The 17,536-nt window shown below is 52.7% G+C and carries 16 protein-coding genes; 7 read left to right on the forward strand and 9 right to left on the reverse strand.

Annotation, left to right across the window (positions count from 1 at the left end; genetic code table 11):
* Positions 1–9: 9 nt before the first annotated feature.
* On the forward strand, positions 10–1,059 hold the full coding sequence (locus WC903_01245; GenBank protein MFA5892582.1) for a DNA cytosine methyltransferase: 1,050 nt from the start codon (positions 10–12) through the stop codon (positions 1,057–1,059).
* Between the two features lie 109 nt (positions 1,060–1,168).
* Here WC903_01245 and WC903_01250 read toward each other — a convergent pair whose 3' ends face one another.
* A complete protein-coding gene (locus WC903_01250) occupies positions 1,169–1,945 on the reverse strand; it encodes a DNA/RNA non-specific endonuclease (protein MFA5892583.1) in 777 nt (258 codons plus the stop codon).
* Positions 1,946–2,157: 212 nt separating this feature from the next.
* Here WC903_01250 and WC903_01255 point away from each other — a divergent pair, with 212 nt between their 5' ends.
* The 5 genes from WC903_01255 to WC903_01275 all read left to right on the forward strand — a co-directional run bounded on the left by WC903_01255 (position 2,158) and on the right by WC903_01275 (position 5,568).
* Positions 2,158–2,712, forward strand: coding sequence for an ORF6N domain-containing protein (locus WC903_01255; GenBank protein ID MFA5892584.1), 555 nt, complete (start codon positions 2,158–2,160; stop codon positions 2,710–2,712).
* Positions 2,713–2,843: 131 nt separating this feature from the next.
* Complete coding sequence (speD, locus tag WC903_01260; protein MFA5892585.1) at positions 2,844–3,308, forward strand: adenosylmethionine decarboxylase; 465 nt, start codon at positions 2,844–2,846, stop codon at positions 3,306–3,308.
* A 3-nt stretch (positions 3,309–3,311) separates the two neighbouring features.
* Positions 3,312–4,397, forward strand: a complete 1,086-nt coding sequence (locus WC903_01265) for a deoxyhypusine synthase family protein (GenBank protein MFA5892586.1) — start codon at positions 3,312–3,314, stop codon at positions 4,395–4,397.
* Positions 4,394–5,221 (forward strand): agmatinase, encoded by an 828-nt coding sequence (speB, locus tag WC903_01270; GenBank protein MFA5892587.1) that lies wholly within the window; start codon positions 4,394–4,396, stop codon positions 5,219–5,221. The genes WC903_01265 and speB overlap by 4 nt, the downstream gene beginning before the upstream one ends.
* 83 nt (positions 5,222–5,304) lie before the next feature.
* Positions 5,305–5,568 carry a hypothetical protein gene (locus WC903_01275; GenBank protein ID MFA5892588.1) on the forward strand — a complete coding sequence of 88 codons (264 nt, stop codon included), beginning with the start codon at positions 5,305–5,307 and terminating at the stop codon, positions 5,566–5,568.
* On the opposite strand, the gene WC903_01280 is transcribed toward WC903_01275, so the two are convergent.
* From WC903_01280 to WC903_01315, 8 genes are all read right to left on the reverse strand, one after another.
* Positions 5,546–6,499 carry an RluA family pseudouridine synthase gene (locus WC903_01280; protein ID MFA5892589.1) on the reverse strand — a complete coding sequence of 318 codons (954 nt, stop codon included), beginning with the start codon at positions 6,497–6,499 and terminating at the stop codon, positions 5,546–5,548. The two genes, WC903_01275 and WC903_01280, sit on opposite strands and share 23 nt — an antisense overlap.
* Positions 6,486–7,250, reverse strand: coding sequence for a prolipoprotein diacylglyceryl transferase (lgt, locus tag WC903_01285; protein ID MFA5892590.1), 765 nt, complete (start codon positions 7,248–7,250; stop codon positions 6,486–6,488). The genes WC903_01280 and lgt overlap by 14 nt, the downstream gene beginning before the upstream one ends.
* 1 nt (position 7,251) lies before the next feature.
* Entirely contained in the window at positions 7,252–7,698 is a 447-nt protein-coding gene (gene lspA / locus WC903_01290) for a signal peptidase II (GenBank protein ID MFA5892591.1), read from the reverse strand.
* 4 nt (positions 7,699–7,702) lie between these two features.
* On the reverse strand, positions 7,703–7,969 hold the full coding sequence (locus WC903_01295) for a DUF5665 domain-containing protein (GenBank protein ID MFA5892592.1): 267 nt from the start codon (positions 7,967–7,969) through the stop codon (positions 7,703–7,705).
* Entirely contained in the window at positions 7,969–9,231 is a 1,263-nt protein-coding gene (gene ahcY, locus WC903_01300; protein ID MFA5892593.1) for an adenosylhomocysteinase, read from the reverse strand. The genes WC903_01295 and ahcY overlap by 1 nt, the downstream gene beginning before the upstream one ends.
* A 286-nt stretch (positions 9,232–9,517) precedes the next feature.
* Positions 9,518–12,322, reverse strand: a complete 2,805-nt coding sequence (ileS, locus tag WC903_01305; protein MFA5892594.1) for an isoleucine--tRNA ligase — start codon at positions 12,320–12,322, stop codon at positions 9,518–9,520.
* A 21-nt stretch (positions 12,323–12,343) separates the two neighbouring features.
* Positions 12,344–13,636, reverse strand: coding sequence for an ATP-binding protein (locus WC903_01310; GenBank protein MFA5892595.1), 1,293 nt, complete (start codon positions 13,634–13,636; stop codon positions 12,344–12,346).
* A gap of 13 nt (positions 13,637–13,649) precedes the next feature.
* Positions 13,650–15,056 (reverse strand): histidine kinase N-terminal 7TM domain-containing protein, encoded by a 1,407-nt coding sequence (locus tag WC903_01315; protein ID MFA5892596.1) that lies wholly within the window; start codon positions 15,054–15,056, stop codon positions 13,650–13,652.
* 175 nt (positions 15,057–15,231) lie between these two features.
* On the opposite strand from WC903_01315, the gene WC903_01320 reads away from it, so the two are divergent.
* Positions 15,232–17,532 (forward strand): hypothetical protein, encoded by a 2,301-nt coding sequence (locus WC903_01320; protein ID MFA5892597.1) that lies wholly within the window; start codon positions 15,232–15,234, stop codon positions 17,530–17,532.
* Positions 17,533–17,536 lie beyond the last annotated feature (4 nt).

Here is a 17,536-nt window from a genome sequence, read left to right on the forward strand (position 1 = left end):
GAGGGAAGAATGGCGCGCAGTAAGTTGCGGGCGATTGATTTTTTCTGCGGTGCGGGTGGCATGACCTTTGGGATGTCTTCCGCCGGAATTGATGTGATCGCCGGAATAGATATTGATCCCGAATGCAAGGGAACGTACGAAGCAAATAATCCATCCTCGAAATATATCTTGAGAGATATAACGCAAATGAAAGTTGAAGAGCTTGCTGAAAGCATAAGAATAAAGAAAAATGACAAGAATATGGTCTTTATTGGATGTAGCCCCTGTCAATATTGGACGCGTCTTGTTACAAGCAAAAAAAAATCTGAAAAATCTAAAAATCTCCTTATGGATTTCCTGAGATTTGTAGAATATTACATGCCTGGTTATATTGTCGTGGAAAACGTCCCCGGTATATTTAAGAAATCCGCTACAAGTAATTTGCCTTTTTTTCTGGAAGCGATTAATAGAATGGGTTACTCGGTGGATTATAAAATTATTAATTCGAGAAATTGCGGGGTCCCTCAGAATAGAGTCAGATTTTTGCTCGTAGCATCTCGTGTTAGGGCAAAAATAACTATCCCGGAGTTTAATAACTCGGAGTACGCAAAGGTGAAATATTTTATAGGCGTGCATAATAATTTCCCGAAAATAAAAGCGGGCACTAAGGATTTAACTGATTTTATGCATACGACAACCAGGTTGTCTGAGACAAATATAAGAAGATTAAAATGTACCCCTAAAAATGGCGGGAACAGACTTTCTTGGAAAGATGATCCCGAATTGCAAATCCCCGCATATTGCGGCAAGGACAATACTTTCAGAGATACATATGGCAGATTAAGCTGGGATAAGCCGTCTTCAACAATAACGACTAAATTTATCAGTATTTCTAATGGACGATTTGCTCATCCAGAAGAAAACAGGGGTTTATCTTTGAGAGAGGGGGCGACGCTTCAGACATTTCCCCGAGGATACAAATTTATTGGGAGTAGTGTCGTAACTATAGCTCGACAAATTGGCAACGCGGTCCCTCCAATGCTATCAAGAATAATTGCGAATGTGATAGTGAACGAGTAAAAATATTATCTGGCGGATTTTTCGAGCGAGTAACGTCATGCTACATAGTCCTACTTGTTTCTTTTTGTTTTTCTGGGTATCTCCCTAATATCGGAATCAATGATCCCCTTTACTCCCACATCCCCGCCTTCTTTGCTTCTAGCTTCTTTTCGATAGGGTCGGGAAGCCCTCGCAGGAAGTTTAACCCCGTTTCTTTTTCCACCTCATCAATCGTGGTTATGTAGCTCTTAATCGGCGTTGCGCCCAGGTCTTTATTGGGCATGATAAAGGCGATTACATCGAGATTGTCTCCTTTGTGTGTGCAGGAAACGATGATCTTATAAAAGTGGGAGGGGACAGCGACCTTATCCGGCCCGATGGTCGGATAATTCTTATCAGAGTAGATTGGACCGGTCATGATATAGATATTATGGCGCTTTTTGGCCCAGGTTCGGACCTTGGCTTCCAGATTCTTCCAGATCCGTCGATTGAAGCCCAGCCCGACCTGCGGCGCCATGTTTGAAAGGAGGAAGGTCTCGGATTCTGTTTGTTCATCCCTCCTCATATCCTCCGCCGGTGCCAAGTGGCCCAGGTCGTAGCCGCTCTTTCTATAGTCCTTAAGCTCCGACCGCTGGCCTTTGGGGAGATCGGGATCGGGCCGGAAATCGTTCGATCTAGGGACATTATGGACCAGATAGGCATCGGTTAAGTGATAGCTTACCCAAGAGGCAACCTTTTTCCCATTATTGTGGGCCAGCGCGTACCCTTTACGGTAGAGGATTGTTCCATTTGTCCCAGGAAGTCCATAAAGAATATGCTCTGACTTTACAGGGGCGGCTAGGGTGGGGTAGGCTGACAAGAGCGGAATGACCGACAGAAACAGTAAAAGTTTAGCTAATCGTTTCATTGTTTGGTAATTGTATCTTGGTTATTGGTAATTAATACCAGCTTGCCAATTGTAACATTATTTGACTACCTGCTCGCCTCGCTTCGCTCGTCGAAGCGGGCCCCCTCCGCCACAAGTGACGAGATTTCGTCGTTTTTAGCCCTCTTTTCCTCGTGCCGGAGCTGGCAATAACTTTGCTATTGCTTATGTGCTAGGGAGCTAAGGAGGCAAAAATGAACGAAATGATGCCGATCGAGAGGGTCGAGAGCAAGATTTATTTACTTAGGGGGCTAAAGGTGATGCTGGATCATGACCTGGCTACCCTATACATGGTTGAAACAAGGCATTTAAAAAGGCAAGTTAGAAGAAACATCAAGCGATTTCCTGATGATTTTATGTTTATTTTAAGCGAAAAAGAGATTGCTGAACTGGTGTGCCAATTTGGCACACCCTACAGGTCAAGCTTAGGTGGCGCAAAGCCGTTCGCTTTTACAGAACAGGGAATAGCGATGCTTTCGGGCATACTAAACAGCGACCGAGCCATCCAGGTCAACATCATGATTATGCGAGCCTTTGTCCGTCTGCGGCAAACCCTGGCTCTCAATAATGAGCTGGCGGAGAAGGTTGGGGTTCTGGAGGCCAGGGTCGGCGACCATGACGAAACGATCAGCCAGATCATTGACGAGATCAACAAGATCTTGGATCCGCCAATAGTTGAGGCGATCGGGTTTGAGGTGGGGAAAAGGGAAACGGTGGTTCCCCAGCATGGAGGAGCGAAAGGCGGTTAACGGGGGCGAAGCGCGTCGGGCGGAACGCGCAACGCACTTCGTCTGACGGAGCCGTGACAATGTTCGTTTGTTCGATAAGGGGGGCCAAAGTTCCGCTTGACAAATATTCTGTAAGTCATACAATTAATTGAGTGAAAACGGCGAATCAAATTGAATACGGTTTTGGCCCGCATTTGATGCTCGATTGTTACGGTTGTCCCAAAGAGAAACTGGCCGACATGGACCTGATCTGCCGCACCCTCGACGACTTTCCCGCTAAGATCAAGATGACCAAGATCATGCCGCCGTACGTTTTTAAATACGTCGGCAAAGTGCCCGAAGATTGGGGGGTCTCCGGCGTCGTCCTGATCGCCGAGTCCCACATCTCGATCCATACTTTTCCCGACAAGGAGCACGCCTTCATCGACATCTTTTCCTGCAAGGATTTTGACACCGATTACGCCCGCCGTGAATTGCTCAATATCTTTGAAGCGACCCACCACGAAGTGATCCTCCTCAACCGCGGCGTCGAGTTCCCGAAAAATATCCGCCGGGCGGCCGATCTCGTTAACCGCGAGCGGGTCGGCCTGGGCGAACGGCCCAGGGTCTACCATTAGTTGATGGCTTCCTCCTTCCTTAAGCATCCGACCGTCCCCTTCCGGGTTAAACCGGGCAAGACCGCGGCGACTATCCTCGATGAGATGCTCCTGACCGGTTTCCAGGGTAAGGCGCTCGGCGAGGCCTTTGCCATCTGGCAGGAGATCCTCCGCCAGAAAAAGATCACCATCTGGCTGGGGATCTCCGGGGCGATCATCCCCGCCGGGATGCGCCGGATCATTGCTTACCTGATCGAAAAAAGGTTCGTCGACGTGATCGTCTCGACCGGCGCCCAGGTTTTCCACGACGCGGCCGAAGCGCTCGGCGTGGTCCATTATCGCGGTTCCGCCCTGGCCGACGATCAGGCTTTATTGGCCGAAGGGATCGATCGCTTCTACGACGTTCTGGTCCAGGAACATCAACAGCGCCGGGTTGACCGGCAGATCCAGCATTTTATCGAGACGCTGGACGAGGGTTACCAGTATTCCTCGCGCGAATTCCTCTTCCTCCTCGGACAGTATTTGGGGAAGCACGGCCAGGCGCGCGATTCTTTCCTCGTCCAGGCGGCCCGCTCCGGGGTGCCGGTCTTTGCCCCGGCCCTCTGCGACAGTTCGATCGGCTATTCTTTCGTCATGGCCCGGCGCGGCATCAGCGACGCGGCCGACGGCCGGACCTTTAAACAGACGGGGAAGAAAGTTTTCCGTTATATCGACCAGATGAAAGATACCGATGAGACGGTCCGGATCGCCGAGAAGACGCCGCATTCAGCGGTCATCTACCTCGGCGGCGGCGTGCCGAAGAACTTTATCCAGCAGACGGAGCTGTTGAGTTTGATCCTTGGCCATAGCCTGCCGGGACATGAATACGCCATCCAGCTGACCACCGACAGCCCGCAATTCGGCGGCCTCTCCGGCTGCACTTTTGCCGAAGCGCAGAGCTGGGGGAAGATCGCCCGCCACGCCAAGACGGTGCAGTGTTCCTGCGACGTCACGATCGGCTTGCCGCTCCTGGCCCAGGGGCTGGCGGAAAAAGAAAAGCTGGCTACTCGGCGGCCGAAACCGCGCTTCACCTGGGGAGACGATAATTTGGGAATTAAATACGAGCGATGAAACGCCCAGCTCGTTTCCTGGAGATCGAGCCCGAATACTACAACGCTAACAAAGCGAGGTTTGTGGTCATCCCCTGTCCGCATGAAGCGACCGTCAGCTATGGCCGGGGGACGAGGCGGGGTCCGGCGGCGATCCTGCGGGCATCGCAACAGGTGGAGACTTTTGACCACGAATTGGGGTACGAGCCTTATCGCCGCGGCTGGATCTATACTTTAAAACAGTTGTCAATCGGCACTCTTCAGTCGACAGTTGCCAAAGTTATCAAGGATAATAAGCTCCCGGTCATTCTTGGCGGGGAGCACTCGATCACCCCTTGCGCGGTCAAAGCGGTCGCGGGCAAGTATAAAGATCTTTCCGTCCTGCAACTCGACGCCCACGCCGACCTGCGTGATTCTTACCGGGGGACGAAGCATAGCCATGCTTGCGCCATGCGCCGGGTCTTGGAGATCTGTCCTGTCGTGCAGGCCGGCATCCGGAGCATCTCCAGCGAGGAGTACGCTTGGGCGAAGGGGAGCGGCCAACTAGCGAAGGTCCATTTTGCCGGCAAAATGGACACCGGCCGGATCGTTCGCCAGCTGAAGAAACAAGTCTACATTACCATTGATGTTGATGTGTTCGACCCGTCGGTCATCCCGGCGACCGGTACGCCGGAGCCGGGCGGTTTGTTCTGGCCCGATCTCCTCAATATTCTCCAGGCGGCTTGTACCCAAAGGGAGGTGGTCGGTTTTGACCTCGTCGAGCTGGCTCCCCGGCCGGGCGATCCTGCCGCTGATTTTACCATCGCCAAACTGGCCTATAAGTTGATCGGTTATCTTACCCGCTGACCCCCCACATCAAAAAACTCTGATTTAGAGGTTTACCTGAAATTTTTTCCTGGATCGGCCGACAATATTCTGGTACCAATCATATGAACAGCAAGGATGTTGTGGTCAGGATAATCCAGCCGGCGGACAAGGCGCAGCCGCCGAAGCGTCAGGCCCCGGTTGAGCTCCCGCCGGCGAAGAACCACTTCCAGCTGGTTCTTAACGCGGTCGCCCTAGCCGCGATCGCCGCGCTCGGGCTCTACTTTATTATTAGCTTTTTCCATCTGGGGATCGGCCTGAAAGATATTGTGGTGATGGTCGGTCTGCCGCTCTCTCTCGCCGTTTTTACCAGTTACGCTCTGCTCTAAACTCGACCGGCAACGCGGCCGTAAACTCTAACTTTTCCCCGGTCAGCGGATGAACGAACTTTAATTGGCCCGCGTGGAGCATTTGTCCGGTGACCCCGAGCGTGTTCTTCTGCCCCCCGTAGGTCGGGTCGCCGACGAGCGGATAACCGAGATGGCTGAGATGAACACGGATCTGGTGCGTCCGCCCCGTTTTTATTTTAACTTCGACCAGCGTGTGTTTTTTGAACCGTTTCAGTACCCGGTATTCCGTCAAGGCTGCGCGGCCTTTAGTGGATCGTGATTCGCTTGTCCCGAGCGAAGGCGAGGGATGATTCGTGGTTCGAACGACGGTCATTTTTTTTCGGTTAACAGGATGACGGCCAATGCTTGCTTCGATCACTCCCTGGTCATTCTTGATGATCCCCTGCGCCAGCGCGAAGTAAGTCTTTTCCACTGTCCGGTCCTTGAACTGCTTGATCAGGGAATAATAGGCTGGGTCGGTTTTAGCCACAACGATTAGGCCGGAAGTATCTTTGTCCAGACGGTGGACGATGCCGGGGCGGAGCGGCGCGCCGGTCGCGGCCAGGTGGTCGCAATGGGCGAGGAGGGCGTTGACCAGGGTGCCGGAGTAATGCCCGGGGGCCGGGTGGGTGACCATCCCTTTTGGCTTGTTGACCACGATGATCTGGTCATCCTCATAAACGATCTCCAGGGGGATCTTTTCCGCGTTGACTGTCGAACCGACCGGCGGGGGGAGAGTGATCTTGATCCGGTCGTTAGCTTTTAGCTTATAACTTGGCGCGACTGCCTCTTCATTGACCGTGATATTTCCCGAGTCGATCAACCCTTTGGCCCGGGAGCGGGAGAGGGGTGGTGCGGGGTTGTCAGCCAAGGCTTGGTCGAGACGCCGGCCAACCTGTTCGGCCGCGACGGTCAGTTCAAACTTTTCCATGTTGGCGGCGCAGGTAGAAGAGTCCGGCCGCGGCTCCCGAGCCGATCACCAGCCCGAGCCATTGCGAAGGGGTCAGCCCGGCCCAGTGGATCGGGCTGTAGCGCAAAAACTCGACCAGAAAACGGTAGAGTGAATAAAGGAACAAGCCCCAACAGAGGACCTCGCCAGGGTTATGGCGGCGGTGCCAGAGCCGGTACAATACATAGGCGACGATGAACATGGTTATTGATGAATAGAGCTGGGTCGGATGGACCGCTTGGCCCGGGCAGTACTCGCCGGCCAGCGAGGCGGGCGGAAAAACTATCCCCCAGGGGAGGGTGGTCGGCAGGCCGAAGCAGCAGCCGGTCAAGAAACAACCGATCCGGCCGATGGCATAACCGAGCGCTGTCCCTGGCGTAATGGCGTCGAGCGCTTGGAGGACCGGTTGGCGGCGGACCAAAAGGTAGACGACCGCGGTCAGGACAGCGAAGATAAGACCGCCGAGATAAACGAGCCCGCCGGTCTGGACCATGATGATCTCCAGCGGGTTGACGGCGAAATAATTCCACATGCCGATGACGTAAAAAGCGCGTCCGCCGACGATCGCGGCCAGCATGATGTAAATCGCCAGGTCGAGGTAGCTCGGCCCGTCCAGCCCCGACTTGGTCAGGAGGTAGATGCTGAGCGCGATGCCGGAGAGGAAACCGAGCGCGACCATCAGGCCGTAAGAATGGAGGGTGAGCGGCCCCAGCTGGAGCAAGATTGGATGCATCTTAAGTTTTCCCTTCGTCGGGTGAACGGAGGTAATTGAGCGCGATAAGTAAAACGCCGACATTGATCATTATATCGGCAAAGTTAAAAACCGGCCAGATGGTAATGTCGATATAATCGATGACGTAGGAGCGGACCAGGCGGTCGGCCAGGTTGCCGATACTCCCGCCGAGGAGGCAGGAGAGGCCGGTCTGCAGGAGATAATTGTTGGCCGGGATCCTGTAGTGAAAATAGATCACCCCGATGGCGACGACTACCCCGACGACCGCCAGATAGGGGGAGAAGCCGACGAAGAGCGAAAAGGCCGCTCCGGTGTTGCGGACGTAGGTCAGCCGGACGATGTCGGTAAACAGCGGGATCGACTGGCCAAAATGCATGAACTTATGGACCAGGTGTTTCAGGAATTGGTCGATGGCAAAGACGACCAGGGCGTTAAGATAGAAAAACATTGACTTAGTGGGCCCTGCCGCCCTGCCTGATGGTTGTGTCCATGATCTTGATCAGTTCGCCGACATAGTACCCGACGACCGGGAAGTTGATCATGTGCGATAGAATAATGGTCAGTAAGTAGATCAAAATACCGAGGATCAGGGTCATACCGAGCGCCATACCGAGCCCCTGGGCGATGCCGTTTAAAAAAGTGAAGAGAATATAACGCCACGGCTCATGCTTGTCCCGGCGGACCTGTTCGAGGGCTTCGAGTAATTTTTCGTCTTCCATTAGGTCCCTTCTTGCCAGGAAGCGAGGTATTTGGCTTGTTCGGGTGTCAGCTTGTCGATCGTGATCCCCATCGACTTCAGTTTGGCCGTGGCGACCCAGTTCTCGATCTCCTCGGGGACATTGTAGACCCTGGCGCGCAATTTACCAAGGTTATTGACCACATACTCCGTGGCCAGCGCCTGGGTGGAGAAACTCATGTCCATGACGGAGGCGGGGTGCCCCTCGGCCGCACCCAGGTTGACCAGCCGCCCTTCGGCCAGGATATGGACCCGATGGCCGTTGGCCAGGTGGTACTCATCGACAAAGTTACGGACGTTCTTGCGGACCTTCTTGGCCATTTTGGCCAGCCCGATGAGGTCGATCTCGATGTCAAAATGACCGGAGTTGCAGACGACCGCCCCATCTTTCATCTTCCTGAAATGTTCCGGCCGGATAACGTGCATGTCGCCGGTCAAGGTGCAGAAGAGGTCACCAATTGAGGCGGCTTCAGCCATCGACATGACCCGGTGGCCGTCCATGGCCGCTTCGATCGCTTTGATCGGGTTGATCTCGGTGACGATGACGTTGGCGCCCATCCCCTTACAGCGGAGGGCAAACCCTTTGCCGCACCAGCCGTAGCCGGCGACAACGACATTTTTACCGGCCAGCAGGATGTCGGTCGCCCGGATGATCCCGTCGACCGTTGATTGCCCGGTCCCGTAGCGGTTATCAAAAAGATTTTTGGTCTGGGCGTCGTTGACCGCGATGACCGGGAATTTGAGGGCGCCGTCGCGCTCCATCGCTTTCAGGCGAATGACGCCGGTCGTCGTCTCTTCCATACTGCCGATGATCTGCCGGGCGATCGCCGGGTATTTGGTCGAAATGGCGGAGACGAGGTCGCAGCCGTCGTCCATGGTGACGACGGGCGAGTGCTCGATCGCGGCGGTCAGGTGTTTAAAATATGTTTTGTTGTCTTCGCCCTTGATGGCGTAGACCGGGATCCCGTAGTCGAAGACGAGTGAAGCGGCGACGTCATCTTGGGTGGAGAGCGGGTTGGAAGCGCAAAGGACGACATCGGCCCCGCCCGCTTTTAGGGCCCGGACAAGGTTCGCGGTCTCGGCGGTGACGTGGAGGCAGGCGCTCATTTTTAATCCCTTGAGCACCCGGTTTTTACTGAACTTTTCTTTGACCTGGGAGAGGACCGGCATATCGCGCTCGGCCCACTCGATCCGTAATTTACCTTTGGCCGCCAATTTTTTATCTTTAATATCGTATTTGATCATTGTTATCTCCTTAGTTTTGAATTTGAGTTCAATTATACCATGAAAAATTAGCCGAGCTCAATGAAGGCTATCGCTGCGCCTTTACCACCGAAGCGCAGCGCCCGCAGGGCGTTTTCAAGGCGTGGTGGTAAACCGATACTGGGTTAAGGCCCTAGCCCCGCTTTTTTTAAGAATTTTTTGCTTGACCCCAAAGAGCAGGTTGCGGCTGGCGGTTGCGGTCGAAATGGTTTTGAAAAGGTGAATACATGGCGTGATAGTATCATATGATACTATCAGGGTTAAGCGCTTAGGGGGTAATTTTTGCTACTACGTTCGCGCAGCGCCCGCACAAAGTTTTATGTTCAGGTTCTTTCCCCACGTCTTCTTTCCACAGCCAGCAGCGAACGCACTTCTCGCCGGCGGCGTGCTTGACGGTGATCGCTTCGCCGGCCACTAATTTAACCTGGGGCACGATCAGAACCAGCGGCAGTAAGGCTTCAATTTCTTTGGCCCACTCGCGGCCTTTGGTGCCTATCTCGACCAGCGCTTCGGTTGACGCGGCGATCTCTTTTCTCCCGCGCACCGCTTCCAGCTCGCGATAGACCTCTTCTTTCAGCTTCAATATCTTCTCCCAGCGTTCCTCGAGCTTCGTATCGAGATACTTCGGGTCAGCTTTGGGCATCTCGAGCAAGAAAACCGAGTTCTGTGTTCCGAGTTCCGAGTTCAGTGTTCTGTATTTAAGCAGATCTTCAGCAGTAAAAGAAAGTATCGGAGCCATTAGTTTTATCATCGCGTTAAGTATCTCGTTCATAGCGAACTGGGCCGAGCGGCGCTCCACGGAATTCTTCCCGCCGCAGTAGAGCCGGTCTTTTGACATATCGAGGTAGAAGGCCGAGAGATCGTTGACGCAGAAGTCGTAGAGGGCGTGATAGACCAGGTGGAACTCGAACTCGTTATAAGCTTTGGTGGTCCGTTCGATCAGGCGGTTTAACTTCAATAGGATCCATTTATCAATTTCAAGTAATTCCCCTGGTACCTGGTACCTGGTCCCTGGTACCTGATAATCCCCAAGATTACTTAACAAGAACCGGCAAGTATTGCGGATCTTGGAATAGGCTTCCTGGACTTGCTTCAGTATCTTCTCCGACGCCGCCATGTCGTTGCGGAAGTCGGTCGAAGCGACCCAGAGGCGCAGGACATCGGCTCCGTAGCGTTTCACAACATCCTGTGGATCGACGACGTTCCCCAGCGACTTGCTCATTTTCTTTCCTTTGTCATCGATCGTAAAGCCGTGGGTCAGGACGGCGTTGAAAGGGGCGCGACCCTTATAGCCGATGGCGAGGAGGAGGGACGACTGGAACCAGCCGCGATGCTGGTCGGACCCTTCCAGATAAAGGTCGGCCGGCCAGGAGAGCTCCTCGCGCGTTTCCAGCACCGCCGCATGAGAGGATCCGGACTCGAACCAGACGTCGAGAATATCGGTCTCCTTGGTGAATTCGGTCCCGCCGCAATCAGGGCATTTTGTCCCGGCCGGCAGGATATCCTTAGCCTCTTTAGCAAACCAGCCGTTGGTCCCGTCTTTTTTGACCAGCTCGACGATCGCTTGATTGAACAGCCCGGTCATTTGCGGCTTTTTACATTTAACGCAATAGAAGGCCGGGATCGGCACCCCCCAGGAGCGCTGGCGCGAGACGCACCAGTCGGGGCGGGTCTCGATCATCCCGCGGATCCGGTTCTCTCCCCAGCCGGGGAACCACTTGGTTTTAGTGATCGCCTTAAGCGCCTCTTGCCGCAGCTCTTTATGGTCGACCGCGATGAACCACTGTTCCGTCGCCCGGAAGATGACCGGCTTCTTACAGCGCCAGCAATGCGGGTAGGGGTGCTTGAAGAACTCGAGCTTGAGCAGGGAGCCGTTCTCCTTCATCTTTTCCGTGATCAGCTTGTTCGCTTCGTCGTAATGCTTCCCTTGGATGAAGTCGGGGACGGTATCGTCAAAATAACCCTTTTCGTCGACCGGCATCAGGATCGGCAGTTTGTATTTCAAGCCAACCTGATAGTCCTCCGCGCCGTGGCCGGGGGCGATATGAACAAAGCCGGTCCCTTGTTCCAGGGTGACGTATTCGTCGTTAACGACCGGCACTTCGCGGGCGATGAACGGATGTTTGCAGAGCATCCCTTCGAGGAACTTCCCTTTGGTCTTATCGATGATTTGGTGTTCCTTCAGCTCCAGCTTGCTGACAAAGTTGTCGAGTAGCCCTTCAGCGACAACATAAACCTCCGGGCCGACATCTAGGAAGACGTATTCGTACTCCGGATGGGCAGCCACGGCGACGTTGGCCGGCAAGGTCCAGGGGGTCGTTGTCCAGACGATCAATGACCACGGCTTGTCCAAGGGGAGTTTGGGGTTTTTAAGTTTCGAATTTATTTCGGATTTCGGGTTTAGTATTTCGAATTTTATGTATATTGAGGGTGACCGGTCGTCCTCGTATTCAATTTCCGCTTCCGCCAGGGCCGTCATGTCGGTCGGGCACCAGTGGATCGGTTTGAGGCCGCGGTAGACGTACCCTTTGGCCGCCAGAACGCCGAAGAGCTCGATGATCTTGGCCTCGTAGGTGTGGTCGATCGTCAGGTACGGCTTGGCCCAATCGGCGAAGATACCGAGTTTTTTAAATTCATTCCGTTGCAGGTCGACGTATTTCAAGGCGTACTCTTTGCATTTATTTCTGAATTCTAGAATATTTTGAAGTTTGAAGTTTGAAGTTTGAAGTTCTTTCAAGAGCTGGGTTTCAATCGGCAAACCGTGGCAGTCCCAGCCGGGGATATATGGCGCATAAAAGCCCTGCATCGCTTTGTATTTGACGATGATATCCTTGAGGGTCTTGTTCAGCGCGTGGCCAAGGTGAATGTCTCCATTCGGGTAGGGCGGCCCGTCATGCAGAATATAGGTCCCTGGTACCTGGCCCCTGGTCCCTGGCACCTTATTCTTTGCTAGAATTTTGTGGTATATATCTTCTTTTTCCCACTTGCCGAGCATTTCCTCTTCTACCTTGGCCAGGTTGGCCCTGATCGGGAAGTCGGTTTGCGGCAGGTTAAGGGTCGATTTGTACTCCATAAGAAGTACCTATTTTAGCATTTATGCCGTGGGCAAACAAATCGTGAAGGTGGACCCCTTGCCGAGGTGGCTGTCGATATAGAGCGAGCCGTGGTGTTCGTCGATCAGCCGCTTGGTGATCGGGAGGCCGAGGCCGGTCCCTGATTCTTTGGTGGTAAAGAACGGTTCGAAGATCTTGGCCAGCACTTCCGGGGGTATGCCGGGGCCGCTGTCAGTGATCGAGACGCGAACCTCGTTATTTTCGACCCGGACGGTGAGAGAGACGTCGCCCCCCTTGGCACCGATCGCCTGGATGGCGTTGCCGATGATATTCATGAAGACCTGGACCAGCCGGTCCTTGTCGGCCAGGGCGACCGCCCGATTGTCAGCGGGATAATGCTTGATAATGACGATGTTATTCCGTTTGATCTCGTAAGCGAGGAGCGCCAGGGTCTTATCCAGCACCGGGATGAGGTCGGTCGGCTCGAGGCGGAGCTCATGTTGTTTGGAGTAATCGGAGAGCCCTTCGATGATCAGCTTCATCCGCTCGACCTCGGACGGGAGCAGCCTGACGACGCTCTCTTTAAAGCTGGGGTTGTCCCAGCTGTCGGCCAGCGCTTGGCTGACGGTCCAGAGGTAGGTCAGCGGGTTCTTCAGTTCATGGGCGATGCCGGCGGTGGTGGTGCCGAGCGCCGCCAGTTTCTCCGATCTGACGATCTGCGCCTGGTTCCGCTTCAGCTCTTCCAGGATAAAGGCGTATTCAATGCTGATCGCCGACTGGTTGGCCAGGGTTTCCAGAAAGTCAATATCCTGTTTGGAGAACGATTCATCAGACATCTTGCGGCCGAGGACGAGGGCCGCCAGGAGGGTCGGCTGGTTGAAATATTCGCTCTCCGAAATGCTCGGGATGACCAGGTCGGCCTCCAGCTCATTCAGCTCCGCGAGCGCTTCGCTCCGGATGTCGAGCTCTTCGCGGTTGATCTCCTTGAAATTAGAGAGTAGTTCCCGGATGATAGCCGAGTCGGCCGCGATCGTTTTCCCCACCAGGGCACCCGCCGCACCGTTCCCGGCGCGGACGATATACTGCTTGCTCTCCCGGTCGAGCACGAGGAAAGAGGCGCTCTTGAGCCGCATCGATTTCCAGAGGAGGTAGGGGGCCAACCTGGCGAAGCGGTCAAGGTCTTGCATCGGGCGGGCGAGAGAGTGGCTGTATTTGTTCAGAATGGTCTGGAGCGAGTAGGCGGCGGTCCGTTTATATAATAAAGCGAAGAGCCAATCGATAAATGACCGAATGGGTTTTAAAATATTATTGTTGATGTTCCGTCCTCCCGCCAATCTTTTGAAACGCCTAGCGTTGTTTTAACTCCTGAAACATAAAAGCGTACTCAATGCTCACGGCGGCCTGATCGACTAAGGCTTTTAGGAAATCGAGGTCGTCTCTCGAGAAGGATTCGCCGGAGAGTTTGTGGCCAAGGACCAGCCCGGCTAGTAAGGTCGGCTCCTTAAAATATTCACTTCCCGAAACGCAAGGGATAATGACCTCGGCCTTCAGTTCGATCATCGCCTGGTGGATGGCGCGGTCAGCTATATTATCCCGGCTCAACTCCAGCTTAGTGACGGTCAATTCCCGGACCAGCGGGGAGGTGCCTGGGACCGCTTGGCCGTTGGTCTGGGCCCGATCGCCGATCGCTCCCATGACAACGTAGCGGTTGTTTGGCCGGTCAAACACCAGGCAGGCGGCACTGTCCAGCCTTAAGGTCTTCAAAAGGAGGTAGGGGGCCAGCTTAACGAAGCGGTCGAGATCTTTTGACGGCTGGGCCAGGGCGTGGCTGTATTTTTTCAGGACCAGCTGATAATTATAGCGCGCGCGGAAGAAAAGATGGTCAACAAAATCCTGGACCCCTTCGTGTAAGGGTTTGAAAAGCAGGGCGATAATAAAGGCGCCGGTCAAACTCGCCCAGAGCGGGCTAAAATCGAAAAGGCTGTTGAACGACTGCTGGCTGATCAAGATCAAGAGGACCAGTAGGGCGGTGATGACGGCGGTCAGTAACGAATAGACAGCGGTCCTTTTGATGACCGACTCGATCGCGGCCAATTGGCGATGCAATATGGCGTAAGCGATCACCGCGGCAAAGAACAGGGCCGAAAGATAACCGAAAGGGTAACTGCCGGGGCGGCCGAAGGTAGTGAAGTCGACCAGGCCGGTTGTTCCTCCGGCAAAAGCGATCAGAACATAGAGAATTTGCCGGGACCTTGTCCCTTCCCCCAGCCGACTGGCCTCTTTCCAGGCGAACAGCAGCAGAATAACGCCGTAACTCCAGAGGGCGGCGAACATGATCAGGAAAAAAGAATAAAGTTCCCCGGCCGCCGGGTAATAGCCCCAGAAGTAATGGTCCACGCCGCGGTAGATCAGGTCCGTTTGGCTAAAAAAAGTGAATAAGAAAGCCAGGGAATAGAGGGACGGCAAAGTCCACTTGGCCGGGGCGCGGCCAAGGAAGGCATTAGCGAAATGATAGGCTAGGGCCGGGAGGAAACTTATTCCGAAAAATCCGATCCTGGCCCAACGCAAAGCCATTAAGGGGCTAGAGTCGTTCAGGTACATCAGGGAATAGCTTAGAAACCAGGCCGCCAAGCTTAGACAACAAAGGCTGAAGAGGGCATTGGCCGTGTTTTTTTTCTCATCAGCCAAACCGAATGACCCGATCAGGGAAATAATGACTCCCGCTATTAGTGGGGGCAAGGCATATAGGTTCATGGCCCTAATTCTCACATAAAAGCGCCCGGCAGGCAAGTTAAGAATAGCAAAATCACGCTAAGGCCTGAACCCGCCTATCCCTGGCCGGCCCATAGAACTCTGTTTTTCTTCAATTTTGAGTGAAATTTCCTGAAATTGCGGCCGACAACATTATGAGGGGAAAAACGTTTAAATCATGCCAAAAACGATTAGAAATTATCTGTGGACGCTCAATCCCAAGGCATACAGCCATATATATAATCAGACAAGGGGCCAAGGGGTCAAAGCACTAAAACTTCAAGGCCTTAATCCTTCCGCCGCTCTTCAGCCGGCATTGGCGACCGCTCCTATTAAAAGCGCGCGTGATCTTGAAATGCAAACCGTTTTCATGACCGGCCGGACTACGCCTGTAGCCAGGCCAATTTTATCTATTGTTGATGAAGCGACGCAAATAATGCCTTTAATCTCTGACATGAGTGAAAGTAATAATGGGATCTTCACTAAAAAGGAATATAAAGAATGGTGTGGTAGAAAAAGAATTTCCATTGACTATGAAACCCTTCTTAATTATTTGTTGAGCAAATATATGGTTCAGGTCCAGAATATTCAACCAGACGATGAAAACGATACTTTCAAGGCCGTTGATCAGGAACAATTGATCGGGGATGCCGCGGCCGGTTTGCATCGGGGACTGAAAAGAGCCTCGACCCTTCATGCTGTATTTAACATTGCCACGCAGATAATGTCGGAACTCTGGGTGGCTCCGAGGCTGTATCTGTATGATCCGCAAAAAAAGCTGGCGATACTGGCTTCCGGGATCGAGCGTGACGCGAAGGAATCTAACTATGCGGATTGGAGATCTTTGAGAAGTCTTTTTGAGGAGGCCAGGCGAAGCTATGCTAAGAGCAAAGACCCAAGAACTCTTTCGGTGGTCGATCTTAAAGAACAGGAACAGTTGCATTTGGCCGGAAGAGAAAAAGAAACGATAACCGATTATGATTCCATTAAGGACGACTATGATAAGTTCAAATTAATCCCCGGCAATCCCGGAAAATTGGTTTACGGTGTTTTTGCTTTTAGGACAGAAACGATCAAGGCCCGGTACGCCGAGGATATTGAAGCGCTACGGGAAAACAGCATCTTTGGATTTTGGCTCGGTTCGAACCGCGTCCCTAACGATGAAGAGGGCGCCGCCCTGGTCGGCAGATACCCTGGGCTCTATTCCGCGGAGCCGCTTTCTAAAAATAATACAGACCCGGATATCGCTTCCAAATTGTATGCGCTGGTTTTGCGTAAAGTGGGGGAGAGGATCAGCATGCTGACCGCCGGTCGTGACTTTCAAGAAATGTGGCGAGCGGAAGCGCGTAAAATTGCCGAGGAAGAAGAGAACTCCGGGGCACGAAGAAGCTACTCTTCCCCCGGGCAAGACGCAATAGCGACACCAACGCCAACACCGACTACTACTAGTCTGGTGAAAGTTGATGAAGGGAAAGAGGGCCAATCACAAGGAATGACAGTCATTGACTCTAAAGTTTTAGACAAAAGATCTTTTCTGAGCAGCGGTGAAAGAGGCTATGCCGGCAGGAAAATATCTTTTTATACGCAACCAATTGAAGAATTTATTAGATGCCGCTCCCAAATGAAAGATTGGCTCCAGCAATTAATGTTAAGGATCTACGGTAAGACGGATGAATATAAAGATCAATCTTCAGAAAAGATTCATGAGGCGCTTGATTTAGATGGCATTGAAAGAAGAGTTTTAAGCGCAAGTTATGTCATGTTCGGCCAAAAAACCGGAGGCGAAGAGGTAAATGCGGTAGGCGCCGCTTATTTAAAAACAGTCGGTCGAGAAACCACTGTAACAGGTAAGCTTGTTTACATATCTATTATGATGGCAGAAGGAGAAGCGCGAGGAAATAAATTCCAGGTCCGTTGCGGGCTGGAATTTATTAAACAATCAATCTATAAGACATTAAAAGACGACGGCTTTAGGGGGCTTTGGCGTTTAATGACAAAAGGCGTTCCAATTGCAGTAAGAGTCCAAAGCAAGCGGCCGGCAATTGGGATGTTGAGGCTGAAAAATCTCTGGGCGCCAATTTCCGACCCAGATGAAAAAATGAAGGGGCTCATTAAACGTCTATCGGAGGATGAGGGGATTTCTATTGAGGAGTTAGAAAAAAACGGGTATATCATGAAGGATGTTTATAAGGGGGCAGTTCGAATTCGAGAAGAAGAAGAAGAAATCAAGTTCGTTAATAAATTAGGCTGGCTTCACAAATCAATTTTTAATATATTTGGCTATAAAACAAGTCGGTTTCGCAAGTATGAGGCATTAGATGATTTATTTGATAATAAAATTGGAAAAAGAGGTGCTGTGTTTTTGGTGGGGTATTCTACCTTGGGCGTTGTCGTTTTTAATATTGCACTCCCGACTATTTTTCAGAATTTATTGGGACGGATCGTAAAACTTTTAAAGAAGGATAAGGTTCGGGCTTAAAAAA

Source organism: Candidatus Margulisiibacteriota bacterium (assembly GCA_041658645.1).
GTDB lineage: Bacteria > Margulisbacteria > WOR-1 > O2-12-FULL-45-9 > XYB2-FULL-48-7 > JBAZZV01.

Bases quoted from the DNA above. Each gene is read 5' to 3' on its own strand.
- speB (MFA5892587.1), top strand. From the start codon at position 4,394: ATGAAACGCCCAGCTCGTTTCCTGGAGATCGAGCCCGAATACTACAAC.
- WC903_01320 (MFA5892597.1), top strand. From the start codon at position 15,232: ATGCCAAAAACGATTAGAAATTATCTGTGGACGCTCAATCCCAAGGCA.
- WC903_01250 (MFA5892583.1), bottom strand. From the start codon at position 1,945: ATGAAACGATTAGCTAAACTTTTACTGTTTCTGTCGGTCATTCCGCTC.
- WC903_01265 (MFA5892586.1), top strand. From the start codon at position 3,312: ATGGCTTCCTCCTTCCTTAAGCATCCGACCGTCCCCTTCCGGGTTAAA.
- ahcY (MFA5892593.1), bottom strand. From the start codon at position 9,231: ATGATCAAATACGATATTAAAGATAAAAAATTGGCGGCCAAAGGTAAA.
- lspA (MFA5892591.1), bottom strand. From the start codon at position 7,698: ATGTTTTTCTATCTTAACGCCCTGGTCGTCTTTGCCATCGACCAATTC.
- WC903_01255 (MFA5892584.1), top strand. From the start codon at position 2,158: ATGAACGAAATGATGCCGATCGAGAGGGTCGAGAGCAAGATTTATTTA.
- WC903_01280 (MFA5892589.1), bottom strand. From the start codon at position 6,499: ATGGAAAAGTTTGAACTGACCGTCGCGGCCGAACAGGTTGGCCGGCGT.
- WC903_01275 (MFA5892588.1), top strand. From the start codon at position 5,305: ATGAACAGCAAGGATGTTGTGGTCAGGATAATCCAGCCGGCGGACAAG.
- lgt (MFA5892590.1), bottom strand. From the start codon at position 7,250: ATGCATCCAATCTTGCTCCAGCTGGGGCCGCTCACCCTCCATTCTTAC.
- ileS (MFA5892594.1), bottom strand. From the start codon at position 12,322: ATGGAGTACAAATCGACCCTTAACCTGCCGCAAACCGACTTCCCGATC.
- WC903_01315 (MFA5892596.1), bottom strand. From the start codon at position 15,056: ATGAACCTATATGCCTTGCCCCCACTAATAGCGGGAGTCATTATTTCC.
- WC903_01245 (MFA5892582.1), top strand. From the start codon at position 10: ATGGCGCGCAGTAAGTTGCGGGCGATTGATTTTTTCTGCGGTGCGGGT.
- WC903_01295 (MFA5892592.1), bottom strand. From the start codon at position 7,969: ATGGAAGACGAAAAATTACTCGAAGCCCTCGAACAGGTCCGCCGGGAC.